Raw genomic sequence first — 24,948 nt, 5'->3', positions numbered from 1 at the left:
GGGGGCCCCCCCCACTGGTCTCTCTCCCTCCTGCCCCTCCCGGAACAACCCCGCCCCCGGGATGACCGAGGTCACGCCCGGCTGCTGGACGATCCACCGCAGCGCCGTCTGCGCGGGGGTGACTCCCGCCGGGGCCAGCCCGGCGAACTCCACCGCCGCCTCGACGCCCTCCTCGAAGCCCACGCCGGAGAACGTCTCGCCCTGGTCGAACGCCTCGCCGTGCCGGTTGAAGGTGCGGTGGTCGTTCTCGGCGAAGATGGTGTCCTTGGTGTACTTCCCGGACAGCAGACCGGACGCCAGCGGCACCCGCGCGATGATCCCCACACCGGCCTCCCGCGCCGCCGGCACCACCTCCTCCAGCGGCTTGAGCCGGAACGGGTTGAGGATGATCTGCACACTCGCCGTGCCCGGACGCGCGATCGCCGCCAGCGCCTCCGCACAGGTCTCGACGCTCACCCCGTACGCCGCCACCCGCTCCTCGGCCACCAGCGTGTCCAGCGCGTCGAAGACCGCGGCCGAGGAGTGCACCGAGGACGGCGGGCAGTGCAACTGCACCAGATCCAGGGTGTCCACGCCCAGATTGGCCCGCGAACGGTCGGTCCACGCGCGGAAGTTGTCCAGGGTGTAGTTCTCCGCGAGCTGCGGCAGCCGCCGCCCCATCTTGGTGGCCACGAAGATCCCGGCGTCCGGGCGCGACCTCAGGTACCGCCCGATGAGCTGCTCGCTGCGCCCGTCCCCGTACACATCGGCGGTATCGAAGAACGTCACGCCCGCTTCGACGGCCGTGTCCAGCACGGTCAGGGCGTCACTCTCGTCGACCTCGCCCCAGTCCGCGCCCAGCTGCCAGGTGCCCAGGCCCACGACCGAGACCTTACGGCCGAGCCGGCCGAACTCACGCTGCTCCATGCTCCCTCTTCTCCCTCACGGCGACGCGGCTCACCGTACCTCCGTTCACCGGTCGTGCACCGAGCCGTCTTCCGTGGCCGGTCCCTTCGGCCATCACGCTGTACGGGCAGCCCTACCCGCTTCCGGCCGCCGGGATCCGGCGGCGCCAGGTACCGAAGGAGACATCCGCCATGACCACCCTCACCGTCGCCCTGCTCCAACTCGCCCCGCCGGGGCCGGATCTGGACGTGAACCTCGCCCTCGGCGAGGCGGCCTGCCGCCGGGCCGGGGCGCTCGGCGCGGACATCGCGCTCTTCCCCGAGATGTGGAGCAACGGCTACAGCTGCGCCGTCCCCGAAGGCTCCGCCGACGGCGACGTCTACCGCCATCCGTCGCTGTGGGACGGCGCCCGCACCCCGGCCGCGCCGTGGCCAGAGCCGGTCTGGCTCGGCGAGCCCATCACCCGCGACTCGCCCTTCGTCACCCGCTTCCGCGAGCTGGCCGCCGAGCTCGAGATGGCCATCGCGCTCACGTATCTGGAGCGCTGGGACGGACCGCCGCGCAACACCCTCTCCCTCATCGACCGGCACGGCCGCCTGGTGCTGACCTACGCCAAGGTGCACACCTGCGCCTTCGACCTGCCCGAGGCCGGTCTGACCCCGGGGGAGGGGTTCGAGGTGTGCGCTCTGGACACGGCGGTGGGCGAGGTGATGACCGGGGCGATGATCTGTTACGACCGGGAGTTCCCGGAGAGCGCCCGCGCCCTGATGCTCGCGGGGGCGGAGATCGTCCTCACCCCGAACGCCTGCGAGCTGGAGATCAACCGGCTCTCCCAGTTCCGTTCCCGCGCCGTGGAGAACATGACCGGGATGGCCATGGCCAACTACGCCGGTCCCGGCTGGGGCCACTCCGTCGCCCACGACGGCGTCGCGTTCGTGGACGGGCGGTCGCGCGACACCCTGGTGGTCGAGGCGGGCGAGGCCGAGGGGGTCTATCCGGCGGTCTTCGACCTCGACGCGCTGCGCGACAACCGGCGCCGGGAGACCTGGGGAGACGCCTTCCGCCGCCCCGCCGCGTACCGGAGCCTGCTGGACCGGGAGGTGCGCGAGCCGTTCGTCCGGGTCGGGCGCGACGGCGGTCCGGTCCCCGGCCGCGGCCGTCCCCAAGCCGTCCCCAATGGCTGGAAAGGTTTGTCAAGTACCTACAAAAACACGATCTGAACTGCTGCGATTGCTGACGGGGTACCCGGTGAGTAGGGTGTCCCCATGTCAGCTCTCAACGTGGAATTCAGCGATCGGGAACTTGAGGACCTCCGCCAGATCGCCAAGGAGCGCGGTACCACCATGAAGGCCCTCGTCCGTGAGGCGACCGTGGCCGACATCGCGCGTCACCGCGCTCTACAGGAGGGTGCCGAGGTCTTCCGGCGGTTCTTCGCGGACAACGCCGACGCCTTCGCGGACGCGTTCCCCGACGATGAGCACCGCCAGCCCGGGCAGGCCGCCTGACCATGGCCCCGCTGCTGCAAATCGACGTCCCCTGGCTGTTGCAGCGCCATGAGGAGGTCATGCCGGAACAGCCGGCCATCTCGGACTTCTCGGGTCTGGTCGCGGCCGTCGCCCGCCACCGCGTCGACCCGCCGCGCCTGGGGGTCGATCCCGACCCCGCGTGGCGGGCCGCGGCCCTGCTGCACACCGTCGCGCTGCTCAGACCGCTTCCGGCGAGCAACGCTCGGTTCGCCGCCGCGACCGCGGTCGCCTATATGCACGCCTCCGGCGAGGGCATCGACCCGCCGTACGGGGCGCTGATCGACCTGGTCCGCGACATCCTCTCGGGGAAGTCCGATGTCTTCGACGCGGCCAGCCACATCCGCTCCTGGCGGATCTGAGGGGGAAACGGACCGGCGGGGGCTCGGGCGGGGCTCGGGGCGTCAGTCGACGTCACCGCGGGTGGTGCCGACCTTGAGGTCGTCGATGTAGTTGACCACCCGGCTGTTCTCGGCCCCGTACACCCCCCACTTGGGGTCGTTGCTGCTGTCGAAGGTGCGGCAGGCCCACCGGGTGGTGCCATCGCTGAACTTCTGCTGCTGACCGTTGACCCAGAGCTCGACCCAGCCGCCCTTGGTCTCGTCGGACAGATGCAGCCCGATGGTGTAGTGATTCCAGGTGTTCGCCGAGGCCGGGGTCGACCAGATGGTGAAGACCTGGTTGCCGGGCTGCCGTTGGATCATCGTGGTCCGGCCGCCGAGCGTCTTCAGGACCACCGGCCAGTTCTGGATGTGATCCTCGTAGGACTTCCACTGGAAGGTGGCGTTGTTGTCGACCGTGCTGGAGAGCTTGCTCGACCAGCCGAACCAGTAGGTCCCGCCGTTCTGGAAGGCGTATTTCGAGCCGCCCACGGCGATGCCGTGGCTTTCGCAGCGATTGCTGCCGCTCGGCTTGTCGTACTTCCAGATCTTGCCGCGCTGTGCGTCCGAGACGGCGGTGACGCTGCCCGGGGAGTCGCAGTTCAGCAGGCCGTAGATCTTGGTGCCGCCGGAGGCGTCGCCGTCCCAGATGGACGCGGCGTCCGCGGGCCAGGCGAACGCGAGACCCGCGACCGCCACGGCCGCGGGTAAGGCGAACCGGAGCCCGGCGATGCGCTGGGTGGACCGTAAGGAAGCCATGCCACTCCTTGGGAAGGCCCCCGTTCGATGGTGTGTGCACCGTACTGGAACCGCCCCAATTGGTCCATACCTGCCCCGTGCATCGTGCCGGGCCCGTCGCTCGCGTCAGCCCGCCGAGCCGAGCTCCTCGGCCAGCGCCTGCTTCTCCAGCGTCTCGCGCCGCTCCTCGGCCGGGGTGTGTCCGGCCGCCTCCGCCGCCTGGACGCGCTCGGCCTCGGCGAGCAGCGAGTGCCCGGTGGCCAGGACGCCGATGCCCAGCGCGACCGCCGCCGCCCCGATGTAGAAGGGCAGATGCACACCGTTGTGCTCGGCGATCTTGCCCGCGGCGTACGGGGCCAGACCGCCGCCGATGAAGCGGACGAAGCCGTAGGAGGCGGAGGCGACGGGCCGTTCGACGGGGGCGACGGTCATCACCGCCTGGGTGGTGATGGTGTTGTTGATCCCGATGAAGGCGCCGGCCACGATCACCGCCACGATCAGCGTCGCCTTGGAGTCGGTGAAGAGACCGATGACGAGGATGTCGAGGGCGAACAGCGCCAGATTCAGATACAGCGAGCGGGCTATGCCGAGCCGCGCCTGGAGCCAGGGGGCGCCGAAGACCGAGAAGACGGCGACGAGCACACCCCAGCCGGTGAACACATAGCCGAGCTCATGGGTGCCCAGGTCCATCGGGAACGGGGCGTAGCCCAGCACCGTGAAGAAGCCCCAGTTGTAGCAGAGCGCGGTCAGCCCCATGATGAGCAGCCCGCGGTGGCGCAGCGCCTTGATCGGGTCGGCGACCCCGGCCCGGCGGGTCGGGGTCGGGGTGGGCTGGACCAGCACGATGGTCGCGATCAGCGCGATGGCCATCAGGACCGCCACGCCGAAGAACGGCCCGCGCCAGCTGATCGCGCCGAGCTCACCGCCGAGCAGCGGCCCGATCGCGATGCCGATGCCCAGCGCGGTCTCGTAGAGGATGATCGCGCCGGCGAAGCCACCGCTGGCCGAGCCCACGATGACGGCCAGCGAGGTGGCGATGAAGAGGGCGTTGCCCAGCCCCCACCCGGCGCGGAAGCCGACGATCCCGTCGATGCTGCCGGACGCCCCGGCCGCCGCGCTGAAGATCACGATGAGCACCAGACCGGCCACCAGGGTGCGCTTGGCGCCGATACGGCTGGAGACGAACCCGGTGACCAGCATGGCGACGGCGGTGACCACCAGATAGCTGGTGAACAGCAGCGACACCTGGCTCGGCGTGGCATGCAGCTTGGCGGAGAGGGAGGGCAGGATCGGATCCACGAGGCCGATGCCCATGAAGGAGATCACACAGGCGAAGGCGACAGCCCAGACGGCCTTCGGCTGCTTGAAGGGGTTGGGGGTGCTGGGGTGAGCGGACACAGTCATGCTCCGTCGTTCAGGGTCCGAGCCGTGACGACATGGCGAGCCGTGGCGCGGCAGGGTGCCGGTTGATCAGGAAGCGGTGTTTCCCGGGGACTTCCGCGCCCGTGCCGCGCTCTCGACCAGCCGCTGGAAGGCGGGGGTGGCGGCGCGGACGGCGGTGGCGAGTGCCTGTTCGTCCTCGGGGGGAAGGGTGGCCAGCAGTTCGGCGAGCCGGTTCGTACGGCCGCGGCGCCGCTCGGCGAGCAGCTCCCGCCCGGCGTCGGTGATCGCCACCAGGACCACCCGGCCGTCGTGCGGATCGTCGACCCGGGTCACCAGGCCCTGCCGCTCCAGCCGCTGGATGAGCTGGGTCATCGAGGGCTGGGTGACGCCTTCGTCGGCGGCCAGGGCCGTGAGGCGGGACGGGCCCTCCCGGCTGAGCCGGCCGAGGGTCGAGGCCGCGGTGAAGCTGATGTCCCGGTTGGTCAGATGGCGCACCGCGAGGAACGCCAGCTGCTCCAGCGCCTCCGCGACCTCCTCACGGGTGGCGGGGGCGTCGGAGTCGGCACCGGACTGCTGTGTGTATTCCACATCTAGTTTTATATCATGCCTCTATATAGGCAGGCTATGCAGATGCTCACAGGCCCCGGCGGGCGCCCGCGGGAATACCGCCTCAGCGGAAGATTCCGGTGTGGCCGAGGGAGTAGCGGCCGGGCTGGGGGTAGACCGCGAGCCCGTGCGGGCCGCCGCCGACCGGGATCCGGGCGCGCAGCCGGCCGGTGGTGGTGTCGATCGCGTAGACCTCGGCGTTGTAGCGGCCCGAGAGCCACAGCACCTTGCCGTCGGTGGACACCCCGCCCATGTCGGGGCTGCCGCCACCGGGGAGCCGCCACCGTCGCACCAGCTTGCCGGTCTTGAAGGACAGCACCGAGATGGTGCCCTCGCCGCGGTTGGAGATGTACATGGAGCGGGAGTCGCGGCTGACGTAGAGGCCGTGTGTGCCCTTTCCGGTGGGCAGCAGCCGGGGTTTGCCGAAGGTGTCGCCGTTGAGCACCCACAGGCCGTTGGCCACCATGTCGGCGATGTACCAGGTCTTGCCGTTGGGCGAGATCTTGACGTCCTGCGGCATCGCCCCGGCGATCGGCAGCCGCTGCTTGGCGATCACCTTCTTCTTCGCCGTGTCCACCTTCAGCAGCTCACCGGAGAACTCGCACGAGACGATGAAGTAGCGCCCGTCCGGTGAGAAGTCCGCGTGGTTGACGCCGTAGCAGTCCACCGGCACCGACTTGACCACCTTCATGGTGTGCGCGTCCCGGAAGACCAGCGCCCGGTCCATGGAGGCCATCACCACGGCGTACTTCCCGTCCGGGGTGAAGTAGAGGTTGTACGGGTCGTGGACGTCCACCGGGCGGCCCACCCGGCCGTTGGCGGGGTTGATGGGGGTGAGGGTGTTCCCCAGGTCGTTGTTGACCCACAGCGTCTTCAGATCCCACGAGGGCACCACGTGCTGCGGCTGGTGGCCCACCTGGATCGTGCGGATGACCTTGAACTTCTTCGGATCGATGACGCTCACCGTGTCCGAGAGGGTGTTGGGCACGTACACCCGCGACGGATAGTCCCGCACCGTCCGGGACAGCTTCCCCGCCCGGTCGGCCGCGTAGAGGTCATGCGGGTCCAGCGGGGGCGGCATCCCCGGCAGCAGCCGGGCCAACTCGGCCTTCCTCGCCGCCTTCCTCTTCGCCGCGGCCGACGCCTGGAGCGCGCTCTGCCGCGCCGACGCCGACGCCGCCCGGTCCGGCCGGTGATCGCTCGAGGAGGCGCAGGCCGGAACCGCCGCCCCGCACAGCAACAGGGCCGCCGCGGCCCGGACCGCGGCACGCCGCCGGTGTGCGCGGGAGGGGGAGCGGGACGAGCCACGGGCCACGGGTTCCTCCAGCGGTGAGGGTGGGCTTCGGCCGTCACCCGCACCGTGGCCGGCCATGGCCTCACCCTGGCACCGCCCCCGCCCACCGGCATCCGCCCGCGGCCAAGCGGGGGAGCGGCGTACCGCCCTCGGGCGAAGCGGCCCGGTCGGCACCGGCGTAGGATCGCGGCCGACGCCCGGGGAGGGCCCCGGGGGCTTCGCGCGGAGGGGGACGGACAGTGCGGTTCGGAGTGCTGGGCACCGGACACTGGGCGGCCGAGACCCACGCGGCGGCGCTCGCCGCACACCCCGTGGCCGAACTGGCCGGGATCTGGGGACGCGATCCGGCGAAGTCGAAGGCGCTGGCGGACCGTTGGGGCACCCGTGCCTACCCGGACGCCGACGCGCTGATCGCCGACGTGGACGCCGTGGCCATCGCCCTCCCGCCGGACATCCAGAGCGGCCTCGCCGAGCGGGCCGCGCTGGCCGGGCGCCATCTGCTGCTGGACAAGCCGCTGGCCTTCAGCACCGAGGAGGCCGACCGGATCGTGCGCGCCGTGGACGAGCGCGGGCTGGCCTCGGTGGTGTTCTTCACCAACCGCTTCGCGGCCCCCGTCGAGACCTTCCTCCGGCAGGCCGCGGCGGACGGCGGCTGGGACGGCGGCCGTGCCACCGCCTTCGCCTCGATCTTCCAGCCCGGCGGCCACTACGGCGACTCCCGCTGGCGGCGGGAGCGCGGCGGGCTGTGGGACGTCGGCCCGCACTCGCTGTCCGTCCTGCTGCCGGTGCTCGGCCCGGTGGCCGAGGTCACCGCCCTCGAGGGGCCGCGCGGCGCGGCGCATGTGCTGCTGCGCCACCACTCCGGCGCCATCGGCACCCTCGCGCTCACCCTGGACGCCCGGCCCGCCGCCCGGGGTTTCTCGTGCGACTTCTACGGCGAGCGGGGGATCGCCGTGGTGCCCGAGGCCGGGACCACCGCGTTGGACGCCTTCGCCACGGCCGTCGACCGGCTGCTGAGCGGTGCCCGCGACGGCGGCGCGGCCGACCCCTGCGACGTACGGTTCGGCCGCGAGGTCGTCGCCGTCCTGGAGGCCGCCGACCGCTCGGGCCGCGAGGGCCGCACCGTTGTGCCGCGCTGAGCGGCCGCCGGGCTCCGCTGACCGGGGGAAGGCTTCCCTCTCCCCGCATATTCCGGCGTTCCCGGGGGAACCGGGGGCCATGACCAAGCTCTGCCTGCCCGATGGCATCCGGGCCTGCCTGTTCGACCTCGACGGCGTGCTGACCCGGACCGCGGTGGTGCACGCGGCGGCGTGGAAACAGATGTTCGACGAATATCTGCGGCGACGCGACGGCCCCTCCTACCGCCCCTTCGACTCCGGCCGTGACTACGACGAGTACGTGGACGGCCGTCCGCGCGCCGACGGGGTGCGCACCTTCCTGGCCTCCCGGGGCATCGAGCTCCCCGACGGCGAGCCGGACGACCCGCCCGACCGGGACACCGTGCACGGCCTGGGCAACCGCAAGAACATCCTCGTCCTGGAGAAGATCCGGAAGGAGGGAGTGGAGGCGTACCCGGGCTCGGTGCGCTTCGTGGAGGCCGTGCGCGCCCAGGGCCTGCGGACCGCGGTCGTCTCCTCCAGCGCCAACTGCCGCGATGTGCTGATCGCCGCCGGTATCGAGCACCTCTTCGAGGTGCGGATCGACGGTGTGGTCGCCGCCGAGCGCAAGCTGCCCGGCAAACCGCACCCCGACACCTTCCTGGAGGCCGGACACGAGCTGGCCGTCGGGCCCGAGGCGGCCGCCGTTTTCGAGGACGCCCTGGCGGGCATGGAGGCCGGGCACTCCGGACACTTCGGCTGTGTCGTCGGCGTGGACCGAGTGGGCCAGGCCGACGCGCTGCGCGCACATGGCGCCGACATCGTGGTCAAGGATCTCGCCGAGCTGCTGGAGGACGACTCGTGATCACCGATTCCTCGTACGCCGTCGACCCCTGGCTGCTGCGGGAGACCGACCTCCGGCTCGATCTGCTGCCCCAGAGCGAATCGGTCTTCGCGCTCTCCAACGGCCATGTGGGCTGGCGCGCCAACCTCGACGAGGGGGAGCCCCACGGCCTCCCCGGCTCCTACCTCAACGGGGTGTACGAACGGCGTCCGCTGCCCTACGCCGAGGCCGGATACGGCTACCCCGAGGCCGGCCAGACCATGATCAACGTCACCAATGGCAAGATCATCCGGCTGCTGGTGGACGACGAGCCCTTCGATCTGCGCTACGGACGGCTGCGCTCCCACGAGCGGGTGCTCGACCTGCGCGGCGGACTGCTCCACCGCACCTGCGAATGGACCTCCCCCTCCGGCATCAGCGTGCGGGTCCGCTCCACCCGGCTGGTCTCGCTCACCCAGCGGGCCATCGCCGCCATCGCCTACGAGGTGGAGGCCGTCGACGCCCAGATCCGCGTCGTCGTCCAGTCCGAGCTGGTCGCCAACGAGCAGCTCCCCGAGCGCGGCGGCGACCCCCGGGTGGCCGAGGCCCTGGAGTCCCCGCTCAAGCCCGAGGAGAACGCCGCCGCCGACAAGCGGCTGCGGCTGATCCACTGCACCGAGGCCAGCTGCCTGCGGGTCGCGGCCGCCGCCGACCACCTGGTCACCGGGCCGCCGCCCACCCGCTACTCCAGCGAGAGCACCGACGACGTCGCCCGGCTGACCGTCACCTCGGTACTGGAGCCGGGCCAGGTGCTGCGGCTGGAGAAGCTGGTGGCCTACGGCTGGTCCGGCGCCCGCTCGCTGCCCGCCGTACGGGACCAGGTCGAGGCCGCGCTGGCCGGGGCCGCCAGCACCGGCTGGCGCGGCCTAGTGGACCAGCAGCGCGCCTGGCTGGAGGACTTCTGGTCCCGCGCCGACGTCGAGGTCGAGGGCGACGCGGAGATCCAGCAGGCGGTGCGCTTCGCCCTCTTCCACGTCCTCCAGGCCGGCGCCCGCGCCGAGGAACGGGCCATCCCCGCCAAGGGCCTCACCGGTTCCGGCTACGACGGCCACTCGTTCTGGGACACCGACACCTTCGTGCTGCCCCTGCTCACCTACACCTTCCCCGAGTCCGTGGCCGAGGCGCTGCGCTGGCGGCAGTCCATCCTGCCCGCCGCCCGCGACCGGGCCCGGCAACTGGGCCACGAGGGCGCCGCCTTCCCCTGGCGCACCATCGACGGCTCCGAATGCTCCGCCTACTGGCCGGCCGGCACCGCGGCCTTCCACGTCAACGCGGACGTGGCGGACGCGGTGGTGCGCTATGTGGCCGCCACCGGCGACGACGAGTTCGAGCGCGAGACCGCCGTGGAGCTGCTGGTGGAGACCGCCCGGCTGTGGCGCTCCCTCGGCCACCACGACCACCACGGCCGCTTCCACATCGACGGGGTGACCGGCCCGGACGAGTACAGCGCCGTCGCGGACGACAACGTGTACACCAACCTCATGGCCCAGTCGAATCTGCGGGCCGCCGCGGACATCGTCGAACGCCACCCGGAGAAGGGCGCCGAACTGGGCGTCGACGACGAGGAGGCCGCCGCCTGGCGGGACGCCGCCGAGTCCATGACCGTCCCGTACAACAAGACCCTGGGCGTCCATGAGCAGTCCGCGGACTTCACCGGCCACCAGGAGTGGGACTTCCAGGGCACCCGCCCCGACCAGTACCCGCTGATGCTCCACTTCCCGTACTTCGACATGTACCGCAAGCAGGTGGTCAAACAGGCCGACCTGGTACTGGCGATGTATCTGCGCGGCGAGTGCTTCACGGAGGAGCAGAAGGCACGCAACTTCGACTACTACGAGCGGCTGACGGTCCGGGACTCCTCGCTTTCCGCGTGTACCCAGGCCGTCATGGCCGCCGAGGTCGGCCATCTGCGGCTCGCCTACGACTACCTGGGCGAGGCGGCCCTGATGGACCTGAAGGACCTGGAGCACAACACCCGTGACGGTCTGCACATCGCCTCGCTCGCCGGCACCTGGATCGCCCTGGTCGCCGGATTCGGCGGGATGCGGCACCTCGACGGCAGGCTGGAGTTCTCACCCAAGCTGCCCGAGAAGCTGGCCCGGCTCGCCTTCACCATGCGGGTGCTGGGCCGGAGGCTGCGCGTGGAGATCACCAATCGCTCTGTCACCTACTCCCTGGCCGAGGGCGCGCCCCTGGAGATCCGGCACTACGGCCGGCCCATCACCGTCTCCGAGAAGACCCCCCAGACCTGCGACATCGACGAGCTGACGGCCCGTCCCGAACCCCGGCAGCCCCCCGGCCGCCGCCCGAACCGCCGCGCCTGAGGCACGGACGCGCCGTTACGTCATGGCACCCCGCACGCCACGCCACGCCACCCACGGCCCAGCCACAGCCCAGCCACGGCTCACCCACAGCGAGGAGCGCCCGATGGACCCCCTGGAGGCCCTGGACCGGATCGCGTTTCTCCTGGAGCGCGCCCAGGCACCGACCTACCGGGTGCGTGCCTTCCGCACGGCCCAGTCGGTGCTCGCCGGCCTGGACCCCCAGGAGGTGGAGCGGCGTGCCGCGAACGGCACCCTCCGCTCGCTCAAGGGGCTCGGCCCCAAGACCTCGCAGGTGGTCCAGGAGGCGCTGAAGGACCGGGTGCCCGGGTATCTGGCGAAGCTGGAGGCCGGGGCCGCCGAGGCCGGGAGCGAGCTGGACGAGGACGCGGCGAAGCTGTGCGCCGCGCTGCGCGGGGACTGCCATATGCACTCGGACTGGTCCGACGGCGGTTCCCCGATCGAGCTGATGGCCCGTACGGCGGCGCGGCTGGGGCACAAGTGGGCGGTGCTGACCGACCATTCCCCGCGGCTGACGGTGGCCCGCGGCCTCTCGGCGGACCGGCTGCGCGCCCAGCTGGACGTGGTGGCGGAGCTGCGCGCGAAGCTCGCCCCGTTCCAGCTGCTCACCGGGATCGAGGTCGACATCCTCCCCGACGGCTCCCTGGACCAGGAGCCGGAGCTGCTGGACCAGTTGGACGTGGTGGTGGCCTCGGTCCACTCCAAGCTGCGGATGGACGCCCGCCCCATGACCCGTCGGATGGTCACCGCCGTCAGCGATCCGCTGGTCGATGTGCTGGGCCACTGCACCGGACGGCTGCTCGGCGGCAAGCGCCCCGAGTCGGCCTTCGACCACGAGGAGGTCTTCGGCGCCTGCGCGGAGGCGGGCACCGCCGTGGAGATCAACTGCCGCCCGGAGCGGCTGGATCCACCGCGCGGACTGCTGCGGGAGGCCGTGCGGGCGGGGACGTTCTTCTCCATCGACACCGACGCCCACGCGCCCGGCCAGCTCGACTGGCAGCGCAATGGATGCCCCCGGGCCGTGGAATGCGGGGTGCCGGCGGAGCGCGTCATCACCACCTGGACGGCCCGGCAGTTGGTGGACTGGACCCGCACGCGCAGGCCCCCGCGCCGTGCGCGGCACGGGAGTTGACAGCGGCCATACACGAAATGGGCGTGGACTTCGCCCATTTGCCGTAAGTCCTTACATCGTCTCCTCCGGGCGGGCGGGCGTAGAGACGTTGCACGCCCCGCGGAGGGCGTGGCGCACGGGGGGCGGCGCGGACCGTGGCCGAGGACGAACACGAGGAGCTCTTCGAGGAGTACGCCGAGGAGCTGCGTGCCGGGCGGCGGGTGCCGGGCGCGGGCGAGTTCTTCGACGACCTCAGCGGGGCACCCGGCCGTTCAGCGCGGAGTGCGGGACGCCGTCGGCTACCTCAGGCGCTGTCCGCGCGGCGACGCGGCCTTCGGCGGCATGACGGCCCTCGCCATCACCCCCCGTGGAAACCACGGCGCAGACTGTCACGTCGATATCCGTCTTCGTCCTCACCCTGACCTGCGGCCTCTACGCCAACAGCCGCGCCCGCCGCGTGCTGGTCACGCTGATGGAGATGCGGGCGGACGCCGAGGCCGTCACGGACGCGGAGTCGGCGGACCGGCTGCTGGCCCTCTCCCAGGGGTGGTCCGGCGGCCACCCCGCCCCCTACGCCCGTGCCGTCGCCGCCGCATGGGTCTTCGCGGTCGGCGTCTGCCTTCCGGCGATCGGCATCTGGACGGGCGTCCTGGACGGGGTGTCCGCGTGACGGGGTGTCCGCGTAACGGGTGTCCGCATGACGGGTGTCCGCATGACGGGTGCCCGTGTGACGGGTGGTCAGTGCGGGTCGTAGCGGACGGTCAGGTGCGGTCGCAGGTCGACAGGCCGGGCCGCCAGCGGCAGGCGATGGCGGCGAACCCGCCGTCCGCCGCGACCGGCACGGACAGGGTCTGCCCGCCGCGCACCACCGTGGGCTTGCGGATCAGGCCGTCCGGTCCGTCCAGGACCAGATCGACCAGCCAGCGGCCCGGCTCCAGCCGCAGCGGCACCTCGGCGGTGTGCGCGGGGCCGGTGAACGTACCGCCGATGAACCACCGCGAGCCGCTGGCTCGGGCGAGCACCGCGCTCTCACCCGGCCGCCCCGCCAGCAGCCGGGTGCGGTCCCAGGTGGCCGGGATCTGCTCCAGGAACCGGCGGGCGAGCGGACGGGCGTCGTAGGACTCCGGGGTGCCCGCCAGGTTCTGGATCCCGGACTCGTAGAGCACCGACAGACCCACCTCGCCCGCGTCCGAGGCCGCGTTGGGGCGCTGGGGCCGGTGGAAGGCCCCGGGGGTGAAGTCCATGGAGCCGATGACATTGCGGGTGTAGGGCAGCGTCGCCAGGTGCTGCGGGGTGTTGGTCCGCTTCTCCTCGCCGTTCACGCCCTCCATCGACATCACCTGCGGCCAGGTGCGCTGAATGCCCTTGGGGATCGTCGAGCCATGGAAGTTGACGAGCAGATGGTGGGCCGCGGTGTCCTTGAGGATCTCGTCGTACCAGCGCAGTGTCTCCTGGGACTCGGAGTCCATGAAGTCGATCTTCACGCCCTTCACCCCCCACCGCTCCAGCGTGGGCAGCCACTGCTCGCGCTCCTCGGCGGTGTCGAGGTCGCGGTGGTGGATCCAGACCTGGATGCCCACCCGCCGCTCGCGGGCGTAGTCCACGAGCCGCGGGATCCAGCTGTTCCGCTGCCAGTCGGGATCGGTGACGTCCCACTGGTCGGGGTCGAAGTACCAGCCCGCGTCCACCACCACATACGGCCATCCGCGCTGGGCCGCGTAGTCCACGTACCCCTGCTGCATCGACAGGCTCTGCCCGGCCGGCTTGCCGCCCGCGAGCCAGGTCCACAGGGCGGGGCCGGGCCGGATCCACGAGGTGTCGGCGACCCGTGACGCCGGTGCCAGATCGTCGGTGAAGGTGGACTGGGTGACGGTGGGCAGGTCGCCCACGATCAGGGCGCGCCAGGGGGTGCTGAGCGGCCCGTCGGACTCGACCCGCTGGTCCCACAGGCCGATGCGGTACGTGGGCGATCCCTGCTGGTGGGTCAGCCGGGCGGCGGAGTAGCGGCCGGTGAGATCCGACTCCGCGATCAGGGCGTAGCCACCGCCCGTCTCGAAGAGCGCCTGCGCCATGTACTCACCGGTGGGCGCGGTCGCCGCGGTGTACTCCTTGAACAGGTTCTCGTTGTCCTTGCGGTAGTCGCCCAGCCACGCGGCCGCGTCCGGGGGCAGGGTGAAGGCCGAGGTCTCGCCGAGGACATCGCCGCTGCCGGAGGGCAGGTCGTAGCGGTAGGCGACCCCGTCGTCCGAGACCCGCACCACGAGGTCCAGCCGGGCGTTCCCGCCGCCCCGGAACCGGAAGCGGGTCTCGGTCATCCGCGCGGTGCGCGAGCGCTGCTTGCCGGCCGTCGACCGGTAGCGCTCCACGACCGCGCGGTCGTGGCGTCCCTCATAGCGCAGCCCGTGCGACAGATCCGCCCGCTCGGTGACGATGCCCACGGGCGAGGGCTCGACCACCGTCCGTCCGCCCCGGGCCACCTGGAGCGTCAGCGCTCCCGAGGCACCGTCGAGCCGCAGCTGGGCTAGGGGACCGGAGTAGGGCGAGGGGCCGCGCACGGTCCAGGCGGAGTCCCTCGCCTGTGCGGGCCCGGTGATGAAGAGTGTCATGGCCAGGACGCCGCAGAGCAGAAATGCCACTGCGGAGCGTCGGTAAGATCTCGGCATCGTTGCCTCCCGAGGCGGATACGTTACCGAGTCATCCGATAACTGGGGAGGGGCTGAGCGGGATTACGCCCCGTCAAGGGTTGCTGGCGCATAAGAGATCGGATCTATGGCTGAGCCGCTTCCGGGGACGACGCCAGGGGTAGAGGCTCGGTTGACGGACCCGCGCAGGGTCCGGACGAGGAGGCGCACACGATGAGCGGCACGGCTCGGCCCGGCGATCCGGACCGGGAGACGGCGGACCCGGCGCCCGCCGAACCCGAGGGCGGGGATCCCGCCTGCTGGCTGGAGATGGTGTGCGCGGACTGCGGCGCGATCCAGGACACCGCCGAGTTCACTCGCTGTGCGCGGTGCGGCGCCCCGAGGGAGTGAGCGGCCGCGGCACGCCGCCTTTGGCGGCGAGACGGCCAACTCCCTTTGACGGCGGACCGGGTACGCTTCGCCGTCGTGTCCTCCACCTCCGCATCCGCCCCGCCGTCCCCCTCGGGGCCGGTCCACATGGTCGTCTGCGGCGATGACGCGCTCGCCCACCGCCTCGCCGCCGAACTCCACGACGTCTACCGGACACGGGTGACCGTGGTCATTCCCGGCGGTGCTCCGCTGGCGGACCCCGCCGGGCAGCGGATGGCGGGATGGCGGTCCGGAGGCCGTACTTCCGCGTTCTTCGGCAGGTTCAGCGCGGCCGTCGGACGGGTCCCGCTGTCCCGGCAGACCGAGGACGACCCCGCCCCGGACGGGGGAGTGCGGGTCATGGAGGCGCCGGCACTGGACGAGGACGTGCTGACCGAGGCGGGCGCGGATCAGGCCACGGCGCTCGCCCTGGTCCATGACGACGACGAGGCCAACATCCACGCCGCGCTGCGGGCCCGCCGCCTCAACCCCCGGCTGCGGCTGGTGATCCGGCTCTACAACCGCAAGCTGGGCCAGCACCTGGAGGAACTCCTCGACGAGGCGGCGCGGGTCGCCGATCCCGGCATGGACCCGGCGGAGCTGGACGCCACCACCACCGTACTGTCGGACGCCGACACCGCGGCCCCCGCACTCGCGGCCACCGCCGTGGCGGGCACCAGCAAAGTGCTCCAGGCCGACGGGCTGCTGCTGCGCGCGGCCGAGCGCACCCCGCCCGGCACGGACGAGGTCGCCCGCCCGGGGCTGTGCACCCTCGCCCTGCTCTCGTCCACCACCAGCGACCCGGGCGGCAGCGAGGGCTCCGACAGCAGCGGGGACGAAGGACCCAGGCTGCTGCCCGGAGACGAGGAGGTCGCTGCCGCCACCGGACGCGACACGGTGGTGCTCGAGGCCGTCTCCGCCATCGGCCCACCGCTGCCGCCACAGCGGCTCGGCAGTCGCAGACTGCCGCTCGCCTCACTCTTCTCCCGCCGGCTGCGCTGGTCCGTCGCCGGAATGGCGATCGCCGTGCTCGTCCTCACGATCACCTCCTGGCGGCTCACCGGAGCCGGGCTGCTCCACGCGGCCTACCTCACGGTGCTGGACGTGCTGGCGATCGACGACCCGGCGCTCGACGAGCCGACCGGACGCAAGGTCCTCCAACTGCTGTCCGGGCTGACCGGACTGCTCCTGCTGCCCGTCCTGGTGGCCGCCGCGCTGGAGGCGCTGGGCACCTTCCGCACCGCGTCCGCGCTGCGCCGCCCTCCGCGCGGCCTGTCCGGCCATGTCGTGCTGCTCGGACTCGGCAAGGTCGGCACCCGGGTCCTGGCCAGGCTCCGGGAGATGGACATCCCCGTGGTGTGCGTGGAAGAGGATCCCGGGGCGCGCGGCATCCCGCTGGCCCGCAGGCTGGGGGTGCCGACGGTCCTCGGCGATGTCACCCAGGAAGGCGTCCTGGAGGCCGCCAAAATCCAGCGGGCCCACGCCCTGCTCGCACTGACCAGCGTCGACACCACCAACCTGGAGGCGACGCTGTACGCCCGCTCGGTCAAGCCCCGGCTGCGGGTGGCTCTGCGGCTGTATGACGACCGCTTCGCCAACGCCGTCTACCGCACGCTGCGTGCGGCCCATCCGCGGGCCCTCACCCGCAGCCGCAGCGTCTCCAGCCTGGCGGCTCCGGCGTTCGCCGGGGCGATGATGGGACGTCAGGTCCTCGGTGCCATACCGGTCGAGCGCAGGGTGCTGCTCTTCGCCGCCCTGCATGTCGCCGGGCATCCGCAACTGGAGGGACGTACCGTCGCCGAGGCGTTCGTACCGGGCGCCTGGCGGGTCATCGCGCTGGACGCGGCCGAGCCCGCGGACCGGCAACGCGACCTCGGGGCGGCGCCCCCTTACGACGGCGCCGTCCAGCAGGCGCCCGCCCTGGTGTGGGACCTGCACCCCGGCTATGCGCTGCGGCCCCAGGACCGCGTGGTGCTGGCGGCCACCCGCCAGGGTCTGGGCGAGATCCTGGCGGGGGCACCGGTCCGCCGGAGCTGACGCCGGACCACCCGTCGCCCCGCCGGGGGCAGGCCGGTGTGGCTCGGCCTGGTCAACGACCCGGACGCGACGGAGGACATCGTGGCGTGGGTCCGGGCGGGTGGCCCCGGGGTGGCACCGCTGCCCGACATCCTCGATCTGTACGCGTTCTCGCCGCGGGGGAGCGCCTCGGCCGAGCCGTCACCGGGTGGTAGCTGAGCACCCGAAGTCCCGTACCACGCAAGGGAGTTGCTCGTACGAGCGGAACTCTGGCGGCCTCGCACCCTGTGGGCTACCGTCGGTAACACGTTGTCGGCCGGTAACACGATTCCGTCGCGGCAACCCCCTCCGTATCTCCCGCACCCTCCGAACCCCCTTCCGGAAGGCAGCTCATGGAGAATTCCACAGAGAATTCCGCGTCGCCCGCCGGGATCGGCGGGATCAGCCGCCGCCGCGCCCTGACGGCGGCGGGTGGTGTGCTCGCCGGCGCCGCGCTCGCCCAGACGGCGGGTCCGGCCTTCGCCGCCTCCGGGGCGTCCTCGGACGCGGACGCCATCGTGGTCGGCCACGGGCTCGCCGGGCTGGTGGCCACGGCGGAGCTGGCGGCCGCGGGGCGCAAGGTGCTCCTCCTCGACCAGGAGCCCGAGAGCAACCTCGGCGGCCAGGCCTTCTGGTCCTTCGGCGGCCTGTTCTTCGTGGACTCCGAGGAGCAGCGGCTGATGGGGATCAAGGATTCCCCCGAGCTGGCCTGGCAGGACTGGCTCGGCACGGCCGGCTTCGACCGTGGTGTCGGCGACCCCGGCGGCCAGGACTACTGGGCCCACAAGTGGGCCGAGGCGTATGTGGACTTCGCCTCCGGGGAGAAGCGGTCCTGGCTGCACGGGCTCGGTGTGCAATGGTTCCCGATCGTCGGCTGGGCCGAACGCGGCGGCGGTCTTGCGGACGGCCACGGCAACTCGGTGCCGCGTTTCCATGTCACCTGGGGCACCGGTCCGGCCGTGGTCGAGCCGTTCGAGAAGAAGGTGCGGGCCGCGGCGAAGGACGGCCGGGTGACCTTCATGTTCCGGCACCGGGTGGACGAGCTGATCGTCACCGGTGGCGCCGTCACCGGGGTGAGCGGCTCGATCCTGGAACCGAGCGACGCCGCCCGCGGCAAGCAGACCTCGCGCACCGTGGTGGGCGACTTCGAGCTCAGCGCCCCGGTGGTGATCGTCACCTCCGGCGGTATCGGCGCCAACCACGACCTCGTACGCCGGAACTGGCCCGACCGGCTCGGCTCACCGCCGAAGTTCATGGTCACCGGCGTCCCCGCGTATGTGGACGGCCGCATGCTGGCGATCACCGAGCAGGCGGGCGGACGGATCGTCAACCCCGACCGGATGTGGCACTACACCGAGGGCCTCAGGAACTACGCCCCGATCTGGCCGGGCCATGGCATCCGCATTCTGCCGGGACCGTCGTCGATGTGGTTCGACGCGAAGGGCAGACGCTTCTCCAGCCCCGACATCCCGGGCTACGACACCCTGCACACCCTCGGATCGATCACCGCCACCGGCTATGACTACTCATGGTTCATCACCACCCAGAAGATCATGGCCAAGGAGTTCGCGCTCTCGGGCTCGGAGCAGAACCCGGACCTGACCAACAAGGACATCCTGCAACTCCTCTCCCGCATCTGGCAGACCCCCGAGCCGATCCAGCGGTTCCGCGACAAGGGCGAGGACTTCGTGGTCGCCACCTCCCTGCCCCAACTGGTCGCGGGCATGAACAAGCTGACCGGCGACAACCTGATCGACCTGGCGGACCTCAAGCGGCAGATCGAGGCCCGCGACCGCGAGATCGAGAATCCGTACACCAAGGACGTCCAGGTCATGGGCATCCGCAACGCGCTCGCCTACCCCGGGGACGCCCTCAGCCGCACCGCCTCCGCGCACCGGATCCTGGACTCGGCAGCCGGACCGCTGATCGCCGTGCGCCTCAACATCCTCACCCGCAAGACCCTCGGCGGCCTCCAGACCGACCTCTCCGGCCGCGTCCTGGACGCCTCCGGCCAGCCGATCAGCGGCCTGTACGCGGCGGGCGAGGTGGCGGGCTTCGGCGGGGGAGGAGTGCACGGCTACCGCTCCCTGGAGGGCACCTTCCTCGGCGGCTGCCTCTTCTCGGGCCGTACGGCGGGCCGCGCGGCGGCGTCCGCGACGGCGACCTGAACCCCGTCGGCGGGAACGGGCCCGTGGGAGACTCGTCCCGCACTCCGTGGCCGACCGGGAACACTCCCGGCCGGCCACGGGGCCGTGACGAGGGAGGACGCGTTGGGCGGGGACGATCCGCACATCCATGTCGAGTCGAAGGTCGTCCGTGGCGTGGCCGCCGTCCGCGAGATGATGGCAGCCACGTTCGGCCTGGTCGGTGATCTGCCGGGCCTCGTCGATACCGGATGCGGGCTGCGGGCCCCGTACGCCATGACCTCGCCGCGCCCGGAGAACGTCACCTGCCTCGCCTGCCGTGAGCATGCGCGCCAGGAGCATCTCCGCTTCGCGGACGAGGTCGAACGTCTGGGCGGCATGGCCGGATCGACCATCAGCACGGCCCAGGCCGAGCTGGCCGCCGACAAGCACCGCGAGCTCGCGGAGAGGTTCTCCGGCCCGCGGCGGGCCGAATGACATCACCGCACGCGGGCGGCCCGCAGCAGCCGGACTCCGCTACGGCGCCGGGTCCGACCGGGCGAGGGGCTGCTCCACCGTTGCGCGCCGCGGCGGCGTCACGCCCTCCCGCCGCTCTCGGCGCCGCCCCGAGACGCCCACCGGGGCGGTGAGGACGGCCAGACAGGCGAGGACGAGTGCGATACCCGCCCCAGCCGACGGCCGGTTCCAGCAGGGAGAGCGTGGTCGCCGTGCTGGCGGGCACATTCGCCAGCCCCCAGCCGAACAGGACGTAGCCCGCGAACATGGGCACCAGCGCCATGTACGCCCCGACGGCCACGTTGGACCCGGAGTCGAGGAGCGGGGCACCGGTGACCAGGAGGACGGGCACCAGGAGCAGCCCGCCCACGCCGAAGACCGCGCCCATCGCCGCGCGTGAGGCGACCCCCTGGGTGATCAGCCGGTGGGCTGCCCAGGAGTAGAGGGCGTAGGTCGTGGCCGCGACGAGGCCCAGCCCCACGCCGAACACCGTGGCGGCCGTGGAGGTACGCTCCGCGCCGCCGGGCGCCCCGGCCGCCTGGCCCGCGCACAGCAGCAGGATGTAGAACGCCAAGGGGTACGCCGCCACCGCGACCGCGCCGAGCAGCACCGTGCCGCGCCGCGCACGCAGCCGCGGGGCCTGACGGACGATGCGGGGAGCGGCGACCAGGGCCTGGAGCAGTCCGCCGAGGCCCATGGCGACGGCGCCGATGGCGAGCGGGCCGACGTCCGGGGCGAAGGTGGCCGCGGTGCCGGTGGTGCCCCACAGTGAGCCTCGTCGGGGCGCTCGGGCAGCAGCTCCTCGAGGTGACCGGAGATCAGCCGCTCGACCTCCTCCTTGTGGCGGCGTACGACGGTCCGTCCCTCGTCCCCGGCGGGCAGCTCGGCGGCCGCGTTGTACATCGCGAGCCACTCCTCGCGGCGGGCGTCGAGATAGGCCCTGACGAGGTCGGCCTTGGAGGAGAAGTTGTTGTACAGGCTCATCTTCGCCACGCCCGCTTCGGCGGTGATCGTGTCGATTCCGGTCGCCGTCACGCCGTCGGCGTAGAAGCGGCACTCCGCGCACGAGCTGAACGGCCCCACCTTCGCCCATGCCATCCTCACCACGAAGGAGCTCCTCACCGCGCTGCGAGGGGAGGGTCCGGGGGCGTAGGCGCCGTATCACGGCATGGAGCCTGAGCCGGAACCGGCAGCCACCGCCGAGGCCGGCGGAGAGTCGGCAGGTGGCGGACCAGGGCGAGGACGGTGAGAAGCGCGACGAGTGCGCACACACCCCACCAACCGGTCCGGCCCCAGGCGCGCACCCCGAGCCAGGAACCCGCGCTGCCGCCCAGATAGGCGCAGGTCATATAGGCGGTGTTGAGCCTGGCGCGGGCCTCCGGGCGCAGGGCGTAGACGCGGGCCTGGTTGGCCACCATGCCGGACTGCATCGCCACGTCCAGCAGCAGCGTGCCGATCGTCAGGGCGGCCAGGCCCGGCGTCCCGCCCAGGGCACCCAGGGCGAGGATCGCGGCCGAGAGGAGCACCCCGAGCAGGCAGACGAGGTTCACCGGATCGGGCCCCCGGCGGTCCACCATGCGCCCGGCGAGCGGGGTGCACAGCATGGTCGCCCCGCCGACCAGGGCGAGCGCGCCGACCGCCTGGGCGCCGAGCCCGTAGGCGGGACCGGTGAGGAGAAGTGCCAGGCAGGTCCAGACGGCCGAGAACCCGGCGAAGACGGTCGCCTGGTACCAGCAGGAGCGGCGCAGCTCCGGCTCGGTGCGCAGCAGGCGCAGCGGTTCGGCCAGGAGCGCGGGGTAGGACTGGCGCGAGGCCGGGGTCGTGGCGGGCACCGCGAACGCCAGGACGGTGGCGAGCAGCAGGGCCAGGACCGCGGCCACGAGATACGGGGCCCGCCAGCCCAGCCACTCGCCGAGGGTGCCGCTGAAGGTGCGGGCCAGCAGCATGCCGCCGGTCGACCCGCTCAGCAGGGTGCCGATCACCGCTCCCCGGCGGTCGGCGGCCACGAGACCGGCCGCCAGCGGGCCGACGATCTGCGCCGCCACGGTGGTCAGGCCGACGAGCGCGCCGGCGGCCACGAGAGGCGGCAGGGCCGGTGCGCAACCCGCGGCGAGCAGCGCCAGGCCGGTGAGGCCGAGCAGGACGACGAGGAACGTACGGTGCGGAATCCGGTCGCCGAGCGGCACCAGCAGGACGATTCCGGCCGTGTAGCCGACCTGGGTGGCGGTCACCACCACGGCGGCCGAGCCGGCGGACACATGCAGCCCGTCGGCCACCAGCGGGCCGATGGCCTGCGGGAAGTAGATGTTCCCCACCGCCACCGCGCAGGTGATGGCGAGGAGCAGGACCATGCGGCGGCTCATCCGGCCGTGGTCCGCACGGACAGGGGATCTCCCACGGAAGGTGTCATGGGCCGAAGTCCATGGCACCGGAGCTCCGCTGCCAATCGATGTAGCGTATGGCTTAATGATCAGCTTTGTGCTCGATGTCGAGGACCTGGCGGACACGCGGTTCGCCGTATCGCCCTTGAACGAGACGGTGTTCAGCCTGCGGGTGCTGCACGATCCGAGCCTGTCCGCCGTGCATCTGCCGTGGCGCAGAGCCGTGCTGGGCGGACTCGGCGCCCTGGACACCGACCTGCTGATGTCCTTGGTGGCGCGGCGGCGTACCCTGCCGGACTTTCTGACTCCACGGCCCGCGACCTTCGCCCCGGCCTTCGAGGACGAACTCGCCGTCGTCCGTCAGACCCCCACCGACCTGGTACGCCGCGATCTGCTGGCCACACATGCGCCGGACCCGCTGCCCCCGGCGCTGCGCGCCGCCGCCACTGCCGACGACGCGTCCGTCGCCGGGCTCCGCGACACCATCTGCGCCCTCCTGCGCCAGTACTGGGAGATCGCCGTCGAGCCGATGTGGCCGCGGATGCGGCTCGTCGTGGAGGCGGACATGACCTACCGCGCGCGCCAACTGGCCGTAGGGGGCGCCCGGTTGCTCTTCGCCGATATGCATCCCCATCTGCGCTGGCACAACGGAGTGCTGCACATCGCCAAGATGATCAGCCGGCACCGCGTCGTGGCATCCGGCCGAGGGCTGCTCCTCCTGCCCTCCGTCTTCGCGCACAAGCCCGCGCCCCCGGTGAGCCCGGAGGAACCTCCGTCGCTGGTCTACCCCAGCCGTGGCGTGGCGACGCTGTGGGCCTCGGAGCCCGCCCATGACGCGTCCGCGCTCGTGTCACTCATCGGCGCGCCCCGGGCGAGGCTCCTCGGCCTCCTCGAGGAACCCCTGCCCACCGTTGAGCTCGCCCGCCGCCTGAGGGTGACTCCGAGCGCCGTGTCCCAGCACCTGCGGGTCCTGTACGCCACCGGTCTGGTCACCCGGGCGCGCAACGGACGGCAGGTGCTGTACCGGCGAAGCACCCTCGGCGACCAACTCACCGCAGCCCCGCGCGGGTGATGGCCTATTCGGATGGGGCCGGACGCACCGGGCACCTCGGCTCGTCGCTCAACTGCGCACGGCTCAGGGGCTGTTCGCGGGCCACGGCGACGGCGCGCTTTCCCGGGACCAGGGTGACGTGCCACATGCGCTGGGCCTCCGGCGCGGGGTCGGCGGCGGTCAGCTCCACCCTCCGCAGCACCTCCCGAATGATCACCTTCATCTCCATCATGGCGAGTTGCGCGCCGACACAGTAGCGTCGGCCGCCGCCGAACGGCAGGAACGACTTCTGTGCCGCCTGGGCGCCCTCGCCGAGGAACCGCTCCGGCCGGAATTCCTCGGGGTCCGGATATGCCTCGCTGTCCTGGTGGATGAGCGAGAACATGGGGATGGCCACCCATCCGGCCGGAATCTCGTATCCGTCCAGCCGCAGCGGCTTGTCCAGCAGCCGCCCCGAGCCGGTGATCACCGGGCGCAGCCGCAGCACCTCCTTGACGACAGCTTCGAGGTAGCTGTCGTCCTCGCCCCGCTCCAACTCCTCCTGGAGCCGCCGCAGTATCTCCGGGGAGCGCATCAGCCGTTCGAAGGCCCAGGAGAGGCCGGTCGCCGTGGTCTCGAGCCCGGCCTCCAGCAGGGTGAGCAGCTCATCGCGGATCTCCTGGTCGCTCATCGAGCGGCCCTGGTCGTCCCGCGCCTTCAGCAGCCGCCCCAGCACATCGGTGGCGCCGTCGTCCTCCTCGTCCCTGCGCCGGGCGATCTCGGCGAAGAGGATCTCGTCCACCGCCGCGCTGGCCTTCATGGTGCGGGTCGTCGGCAGGACCGGTACGCGCATCGCCAGCGGTGACTTCTCCGCCCACGCCCGCAGCCGCGCGGGCATCAGGAACAGCAGCGGGGAGCCACTCGCCTTGGACAGGGTAAGGAGCAACGCCCGCAGCCGGGCCAGCTGCGTGACGTCGCGAATTCCGAAGACCAGCCGCAGGGTGATCTCCAGCGTGATGGCCTGCATATGCTCCTGGAGCGCGAACGGCCTGCCGAGCGGCCATGTCCGGATGTCCTCCGCGGCGATCTCGGCGATGAGGTCCGGATAGCTCGCGATGGACCGGCCGTGCAGGGCCGGGCTGAGCAGCTTGCGGTGCCGCCACCACGGCTCGCCGTCGTTCGTGAACAGCGAATAGTCGCCGAGCCACGGCACGTACCCCGCGCGCAGCGCCCCGGCCCGGTTGCCGTCGCCGTCCGTGCTGTAGATCTGCGCGGCGAGTTCCGCGGTGGACACCACCACCTGGGGCGGGAAGCCGATCAGCTTCATGCGGAACACCGGACCGTAGCGCCGCCGAAGTGACGCGAAGTAGTGGACCGGGTCGCGCATGCGCATGGTCTGTAGAAGGGCGGGCTGCCGGGAGCCGGGAGGAAGGAGGGACATCGGTTTTCTCCAGTTGTCCAGCGTTCACTCAGTTCTCCGGCGTCCACCGGGCAGTGGCCACTAGTGGCCACGGTGCGACCCACCAGGGATTCGCCATCGGCCGGGGAGAA

21 protein-coding genes and 3 pseudogenes are annotated in these 24,948 nt (G+C 71.9%); 14 read left to right on the top strand and 10 right to left on the bottom strand.

Features of this window, described 5'->3' with window-relative positions; all coding sequences use genetic code 11:
• The coding region (locus ACT2CW_RS20100) for an aldo/keto reductase (protein ID WP_445517643.1) at nt 1–906 on the bottom strand (906 nt) is incomplete at its 3' end.
• A 170-nt stretch (nt 907–1,076) separates the two neighbouring features.
• Between ACT2CW_RS20100 and ACT2CW_RS20095 the strand changes: the two genes are divergently transcribed.
• The 3 genes from ACT2CW_RS20095 to ACT2CW_RS20085 are packed head-to-tail and all read left to right on the top strand — an operon-like array spanning nt 1,077 to nt 2,770.
• On the top strand, nt 1,077–2,105 hold the full coding sequence (locus tag ACT2CW_RS20095) for a carbon-nitrogen hydrolase family protein (protein WP_445517642.1): 1,029 nt from the start codon (nt 1,077–1,079) through the stop codon (nt 2,103–2,105).
• Between the two features lie 45 nt (nt 2,106–2,150).
• Complete coding sequence (locus ACT2CW_RS20090; RefSeq protein WP_020865818.1) at nt 2,151–2,390, top strand: hypothetical protein; 240 nt, start codon at nt 2,151–2,153, stop codon at nt 2,388–2,390.
• A 2-nt stretch (nt 2,391–2,392) separates the two neighbouring features.
• On the top strand, nt 2,393–2,770 hold the full coding sequence (locus ACT2CW_RS20085; protein WP_138910419.1) for a toxin Doc: 378 nt from the start codon (nt 2,393–2,395) through the stop codon (nt 2,768–2,770).
• Nucleotides 2,771–2,812: 42 nt separating this feature from the next.
• On the opposite strand, the gene ACT2CW_RS20080 is transcribed toward ACT2CW_RS20085, so the two are convergent.
• From ACT2CW_RS20080 to ACT2CW_RS20065, 4 genes are all read right to left on the bottom strand, one after another.
• On the bottom strand, nt 2,813–3,547 hold the full coding sequence (locus ACT2CW_RS20080; protein ID WP_445517641.1) for a heparin lyase I family protein: 735 nt from the start codon (nt 3,545–3,547) through the stop codon (nt 2,813–2,815).
• A 105-nt stretch (nt 3,548–3,652) separates the two neighbouring features.
• Nucleotides 3,653–4,930, bottom strand: a complete 1,278-nt coding sequence (locus ACT2CW_RS20075) for an MFS transporter (RefSeq protein WP_445517640.1) — start codon at nt 4,928–4,930, stop codon at nt 3,653–3,655.
• Between the two features lie 66 nt (nt 4,931–4,996).
• The gene (locus ACT2CW_RS20070) at nt 4,997–5,497 is read right to left on the bottom strand and encodes a MarR family winged helix-turn-helix transcriptional regulator (RefSeq protein WP_445517639.1); all 501 of its coding nucleotides are present in this window, start codon (nt 5,495–5,497) and stop codon (nt 4,997–4,999) included.
• Nucleotides 5,498–5,579: 82 nt separating this feature from the next.
• Complete coding sequence (locus ACT2CW_RS20065; protein WP_445517638.1) at nt 5,580–6,830, bottom strand: YVTN family beta-propeller repeat protein; 1,251 nt, start codon at nt 6,828–6,830, stop codon at nt 5,580–5,582.
• Nucleotides 6,831–7,048: 218 nt separating this feature from the next.
• Between ACT2CW_RS20065 and ACT2CW_RS20060 the strand changes: the two genes are divergently transcribed.
• The 5 genes from ACT2CW_RS20060 (at nt 7,049) to ACT2CW_RS20040 (ending at nt 12,912) form a co-directional block, all read left to right on the top strand.
• On the top strand, nt 7,049–7,948 hold the full coding sequence (locus tag ACT2CW_RS20060) for a Gfo/Idh/MocA family protein (protein WP_445517637.1): 900 nt from the start codon (nt 7,049–7,051) through the stop codon (nt 7,946–7,948).
• Between the two features lie 79 nt (nt 7,949–8,027).
• Nucleotides 8,028–8,771 (top strand): HAD family hydrolase, encoded by a 744-nt coding sequence (locus tag ACT2CW_RS20055; protein ID WP_164422474.1) that lies wholly within the window; start codon nt 8,028–8,030, stop codon nt 8,769–8,771.
• Nucleotides 8,768–11,113, top strand: a complete 2,346-nt coding sequence (locus tag ACT2CW_RS20050) for a glycoside hydrolase family 65 protein (protein ID WP_445517636.1) — start codon at nt 8,768–8,770, stop codon at nt 11,111–11,113. The genes ACT2CW_RS20055 and ACT2CW_RS20050 overlap by 4 nt, the downstream gene beginning before the upstream one ends.
• A gap of 103 nt (nt 11,114–11,216) precedes the next feature.
• Nucleotides 11,217–12,263 carry a PHP domain-containing protein gene (locus ACT2CW_RS20045; RefSeq protein ID WP_445517635.1) on the top strand — a complete coding sequence of 349 codons (1,047 nt, stop codon included), beginning with the start codon at nt 11,217–11,219 and terminating at the stop codon, nt 12,261–12,263.
• Between the two features lie 346 nt (nt 12,264–12,609).
• A complete protein-coding gene (locus tag ACT2CW_RS20040; protein ID WP_445517634.1) occupies nt 12,610–12,912 on the top strand; it encodes a hypothetical protein in 303 nt (100 codons plus the stop codon).
• Nucleotides 12,913–13,003: 91 nt separating this feature from the next.
• On the opposite strand, the gene ACT2CW_RS20035 is transcribed toward ACT2CW_RS20040, so the two are convergent.
• Nucleotides 13,004–14,905 (bottom strand): glycoside hydrolase family 97 catalytic domain-containing protein, encoded by a 1,902-nt coding sequence (locus tag ACT2CW_RS20035; RefSeq protein WP_445517633.1) that lies wholly within the window; start codon nt 14,903–14,905, stop codon nt 13,004–13,006.
• Nucleotides 14,906–15,097: 192 nt separating this feature from the next.
• Here ACT2CW_RS20035 and ACT2CW_RS20030 point away from each other — a divergent pair, with 192 nt between their 5' ends.
• The 5 genes and pseudogenes from ACT2CW_RS20030 to ACT2CW_RS20010 all read left to right on the top strand — a co-directional run bounded on the left by ACT2CW_RS20030 (nt 15,098) and on the right by ACT2CW_RS20010 (nt 19,968).
• Nucleotides 15,098–15,274 (top strand): hypothetical protein, encoded by a 177-nt coding sequence (locus tag ACT2CW_RS20030; RefSeq protein WP_182468455.1) that lies wholly within the window; start codon nt 15,098–15,100, stop codon nt 15,272–15,274.
• Between the two features lie 126 nt (nt 15,275–15,400).
• Nucleotides 15,401–17,329, top strand: coding sequence for an NAD-binding protein (locus tag ACT2CW_RS20025; RefSeq protein WP_445517743.1), 1,929 nt, complete (start codon nt 15,401–15,403; stop codon nt 17,327–17,329).
• 15 nt (nt 17,330–17,344) lie between these two features.
• Nucleotides 17,345–17,527 (top strand): annotated as a pseudogene (locus tag ACT2CW_RS20020) ((2Fe-2S) ferredoxin domain-containing protein); the annotation flags it as partial.
• Between the two features lie 173 nt (nt 17,528–17,700).
• Nucleotides 17,701–19,515 carry an FAD-binding dehydrogenase gene (locus ACT2CW_RS20015; protein WP_445517632.1) on the top strand — a complete coding sequence of 605 codons (1,815 nt, stop codon included), beginning with the start codon at nt 17,701–17,703 and terminating at the stop codon, nt 19,513–19,515.
• Nucleotides 19,516–19,599: 84 nt separating this feature from the next.
• Nucleotides 19,600–19,968, top strand: coding sequence for a hypothetical protein (locus ACT2CW_RS20010; protein ID WP_445517631.1), 369 nt, complete (start codon nt 19,600–19,602; stop codon nt 19,966–19,968).
• Nucleotides 19,969–20,007: 39 nt separating this feature from the next.
• Here ACT2CW_RS20010 and ACT2CW_RS20005 read toward each other — a convergent pair.
• The 3 genes and pseudogenes from ACT2CW_RS20005 to ACT2CW_RS19995 form a co-directional block, all read right to left on the bottom strand.
• A pseudogene (locus tag ACT2CW_RS20005) lies at nt 20,008–20,755 on the bottom strand (EamA family transporter).
• 2 nt (nt 20,756–20,757) lie between these two features.
• A pseudogene (locus tag ACT2CW_RS20000) lies at nt 20,758–21,084 on the bottom strand (TetR/AcrR family transcriptional regulator); the annotation flags it as partial.
• Nucleotides 21,085–21,104: 20 nt separating this feature from the next.
• Entirely contained in the window at nt 21,105–22,349 is a 1,245-nt protein-coding gene (locus ACT2CW_RS19995; RefSeq protein WP_445517630.1) for an MFS transporter, read from the bottom strand.
• Between the two features lie 103 nt (nt 22,350–22,452).
• Here ACT2CW_RS19995 and ACT2CW_RS19990 point away from each other — a divergent pair, with 103 nt between their 5' ends.
• Complete coding sequence (locus ACT2CW_RS19990; RefSeq protein WP_445517629.1) at nt 22,453–23,439, top strand: ArsR/SmtB family transcription factor; 987 nt, start codon at nt 22,453–22,455, stop codon at nt 23,437–23,439.
• 4 nt (nt 23,440–23,443) lie between these two features.
• Here ACT2CW_RS19990 and ACT2CW_RS19985 read toward each other — a convergent pair whose 3' ends face one another.
• Nucleotides 23,444–24,838, bottom strand: a complete 1,395-nt coding sequence (locus ACT2CW_RS19985; RefSeq protein ID WP_445517628.1) for a cytochrome P450 — start codon at nt 24,836–24,838, stop codon at nt 23,444–23,446.
• Nucleotides 24,839–24,948 lie beyond the last annotated feature (110 nt).

The organism is Streptomyces sp. NEAU-174 (assembly GCF_052665095.1).
Note: the sequence above shows the minus strand (reverse complement) of the source record. Positions and strands in the feature narration are given on the sequence as shown.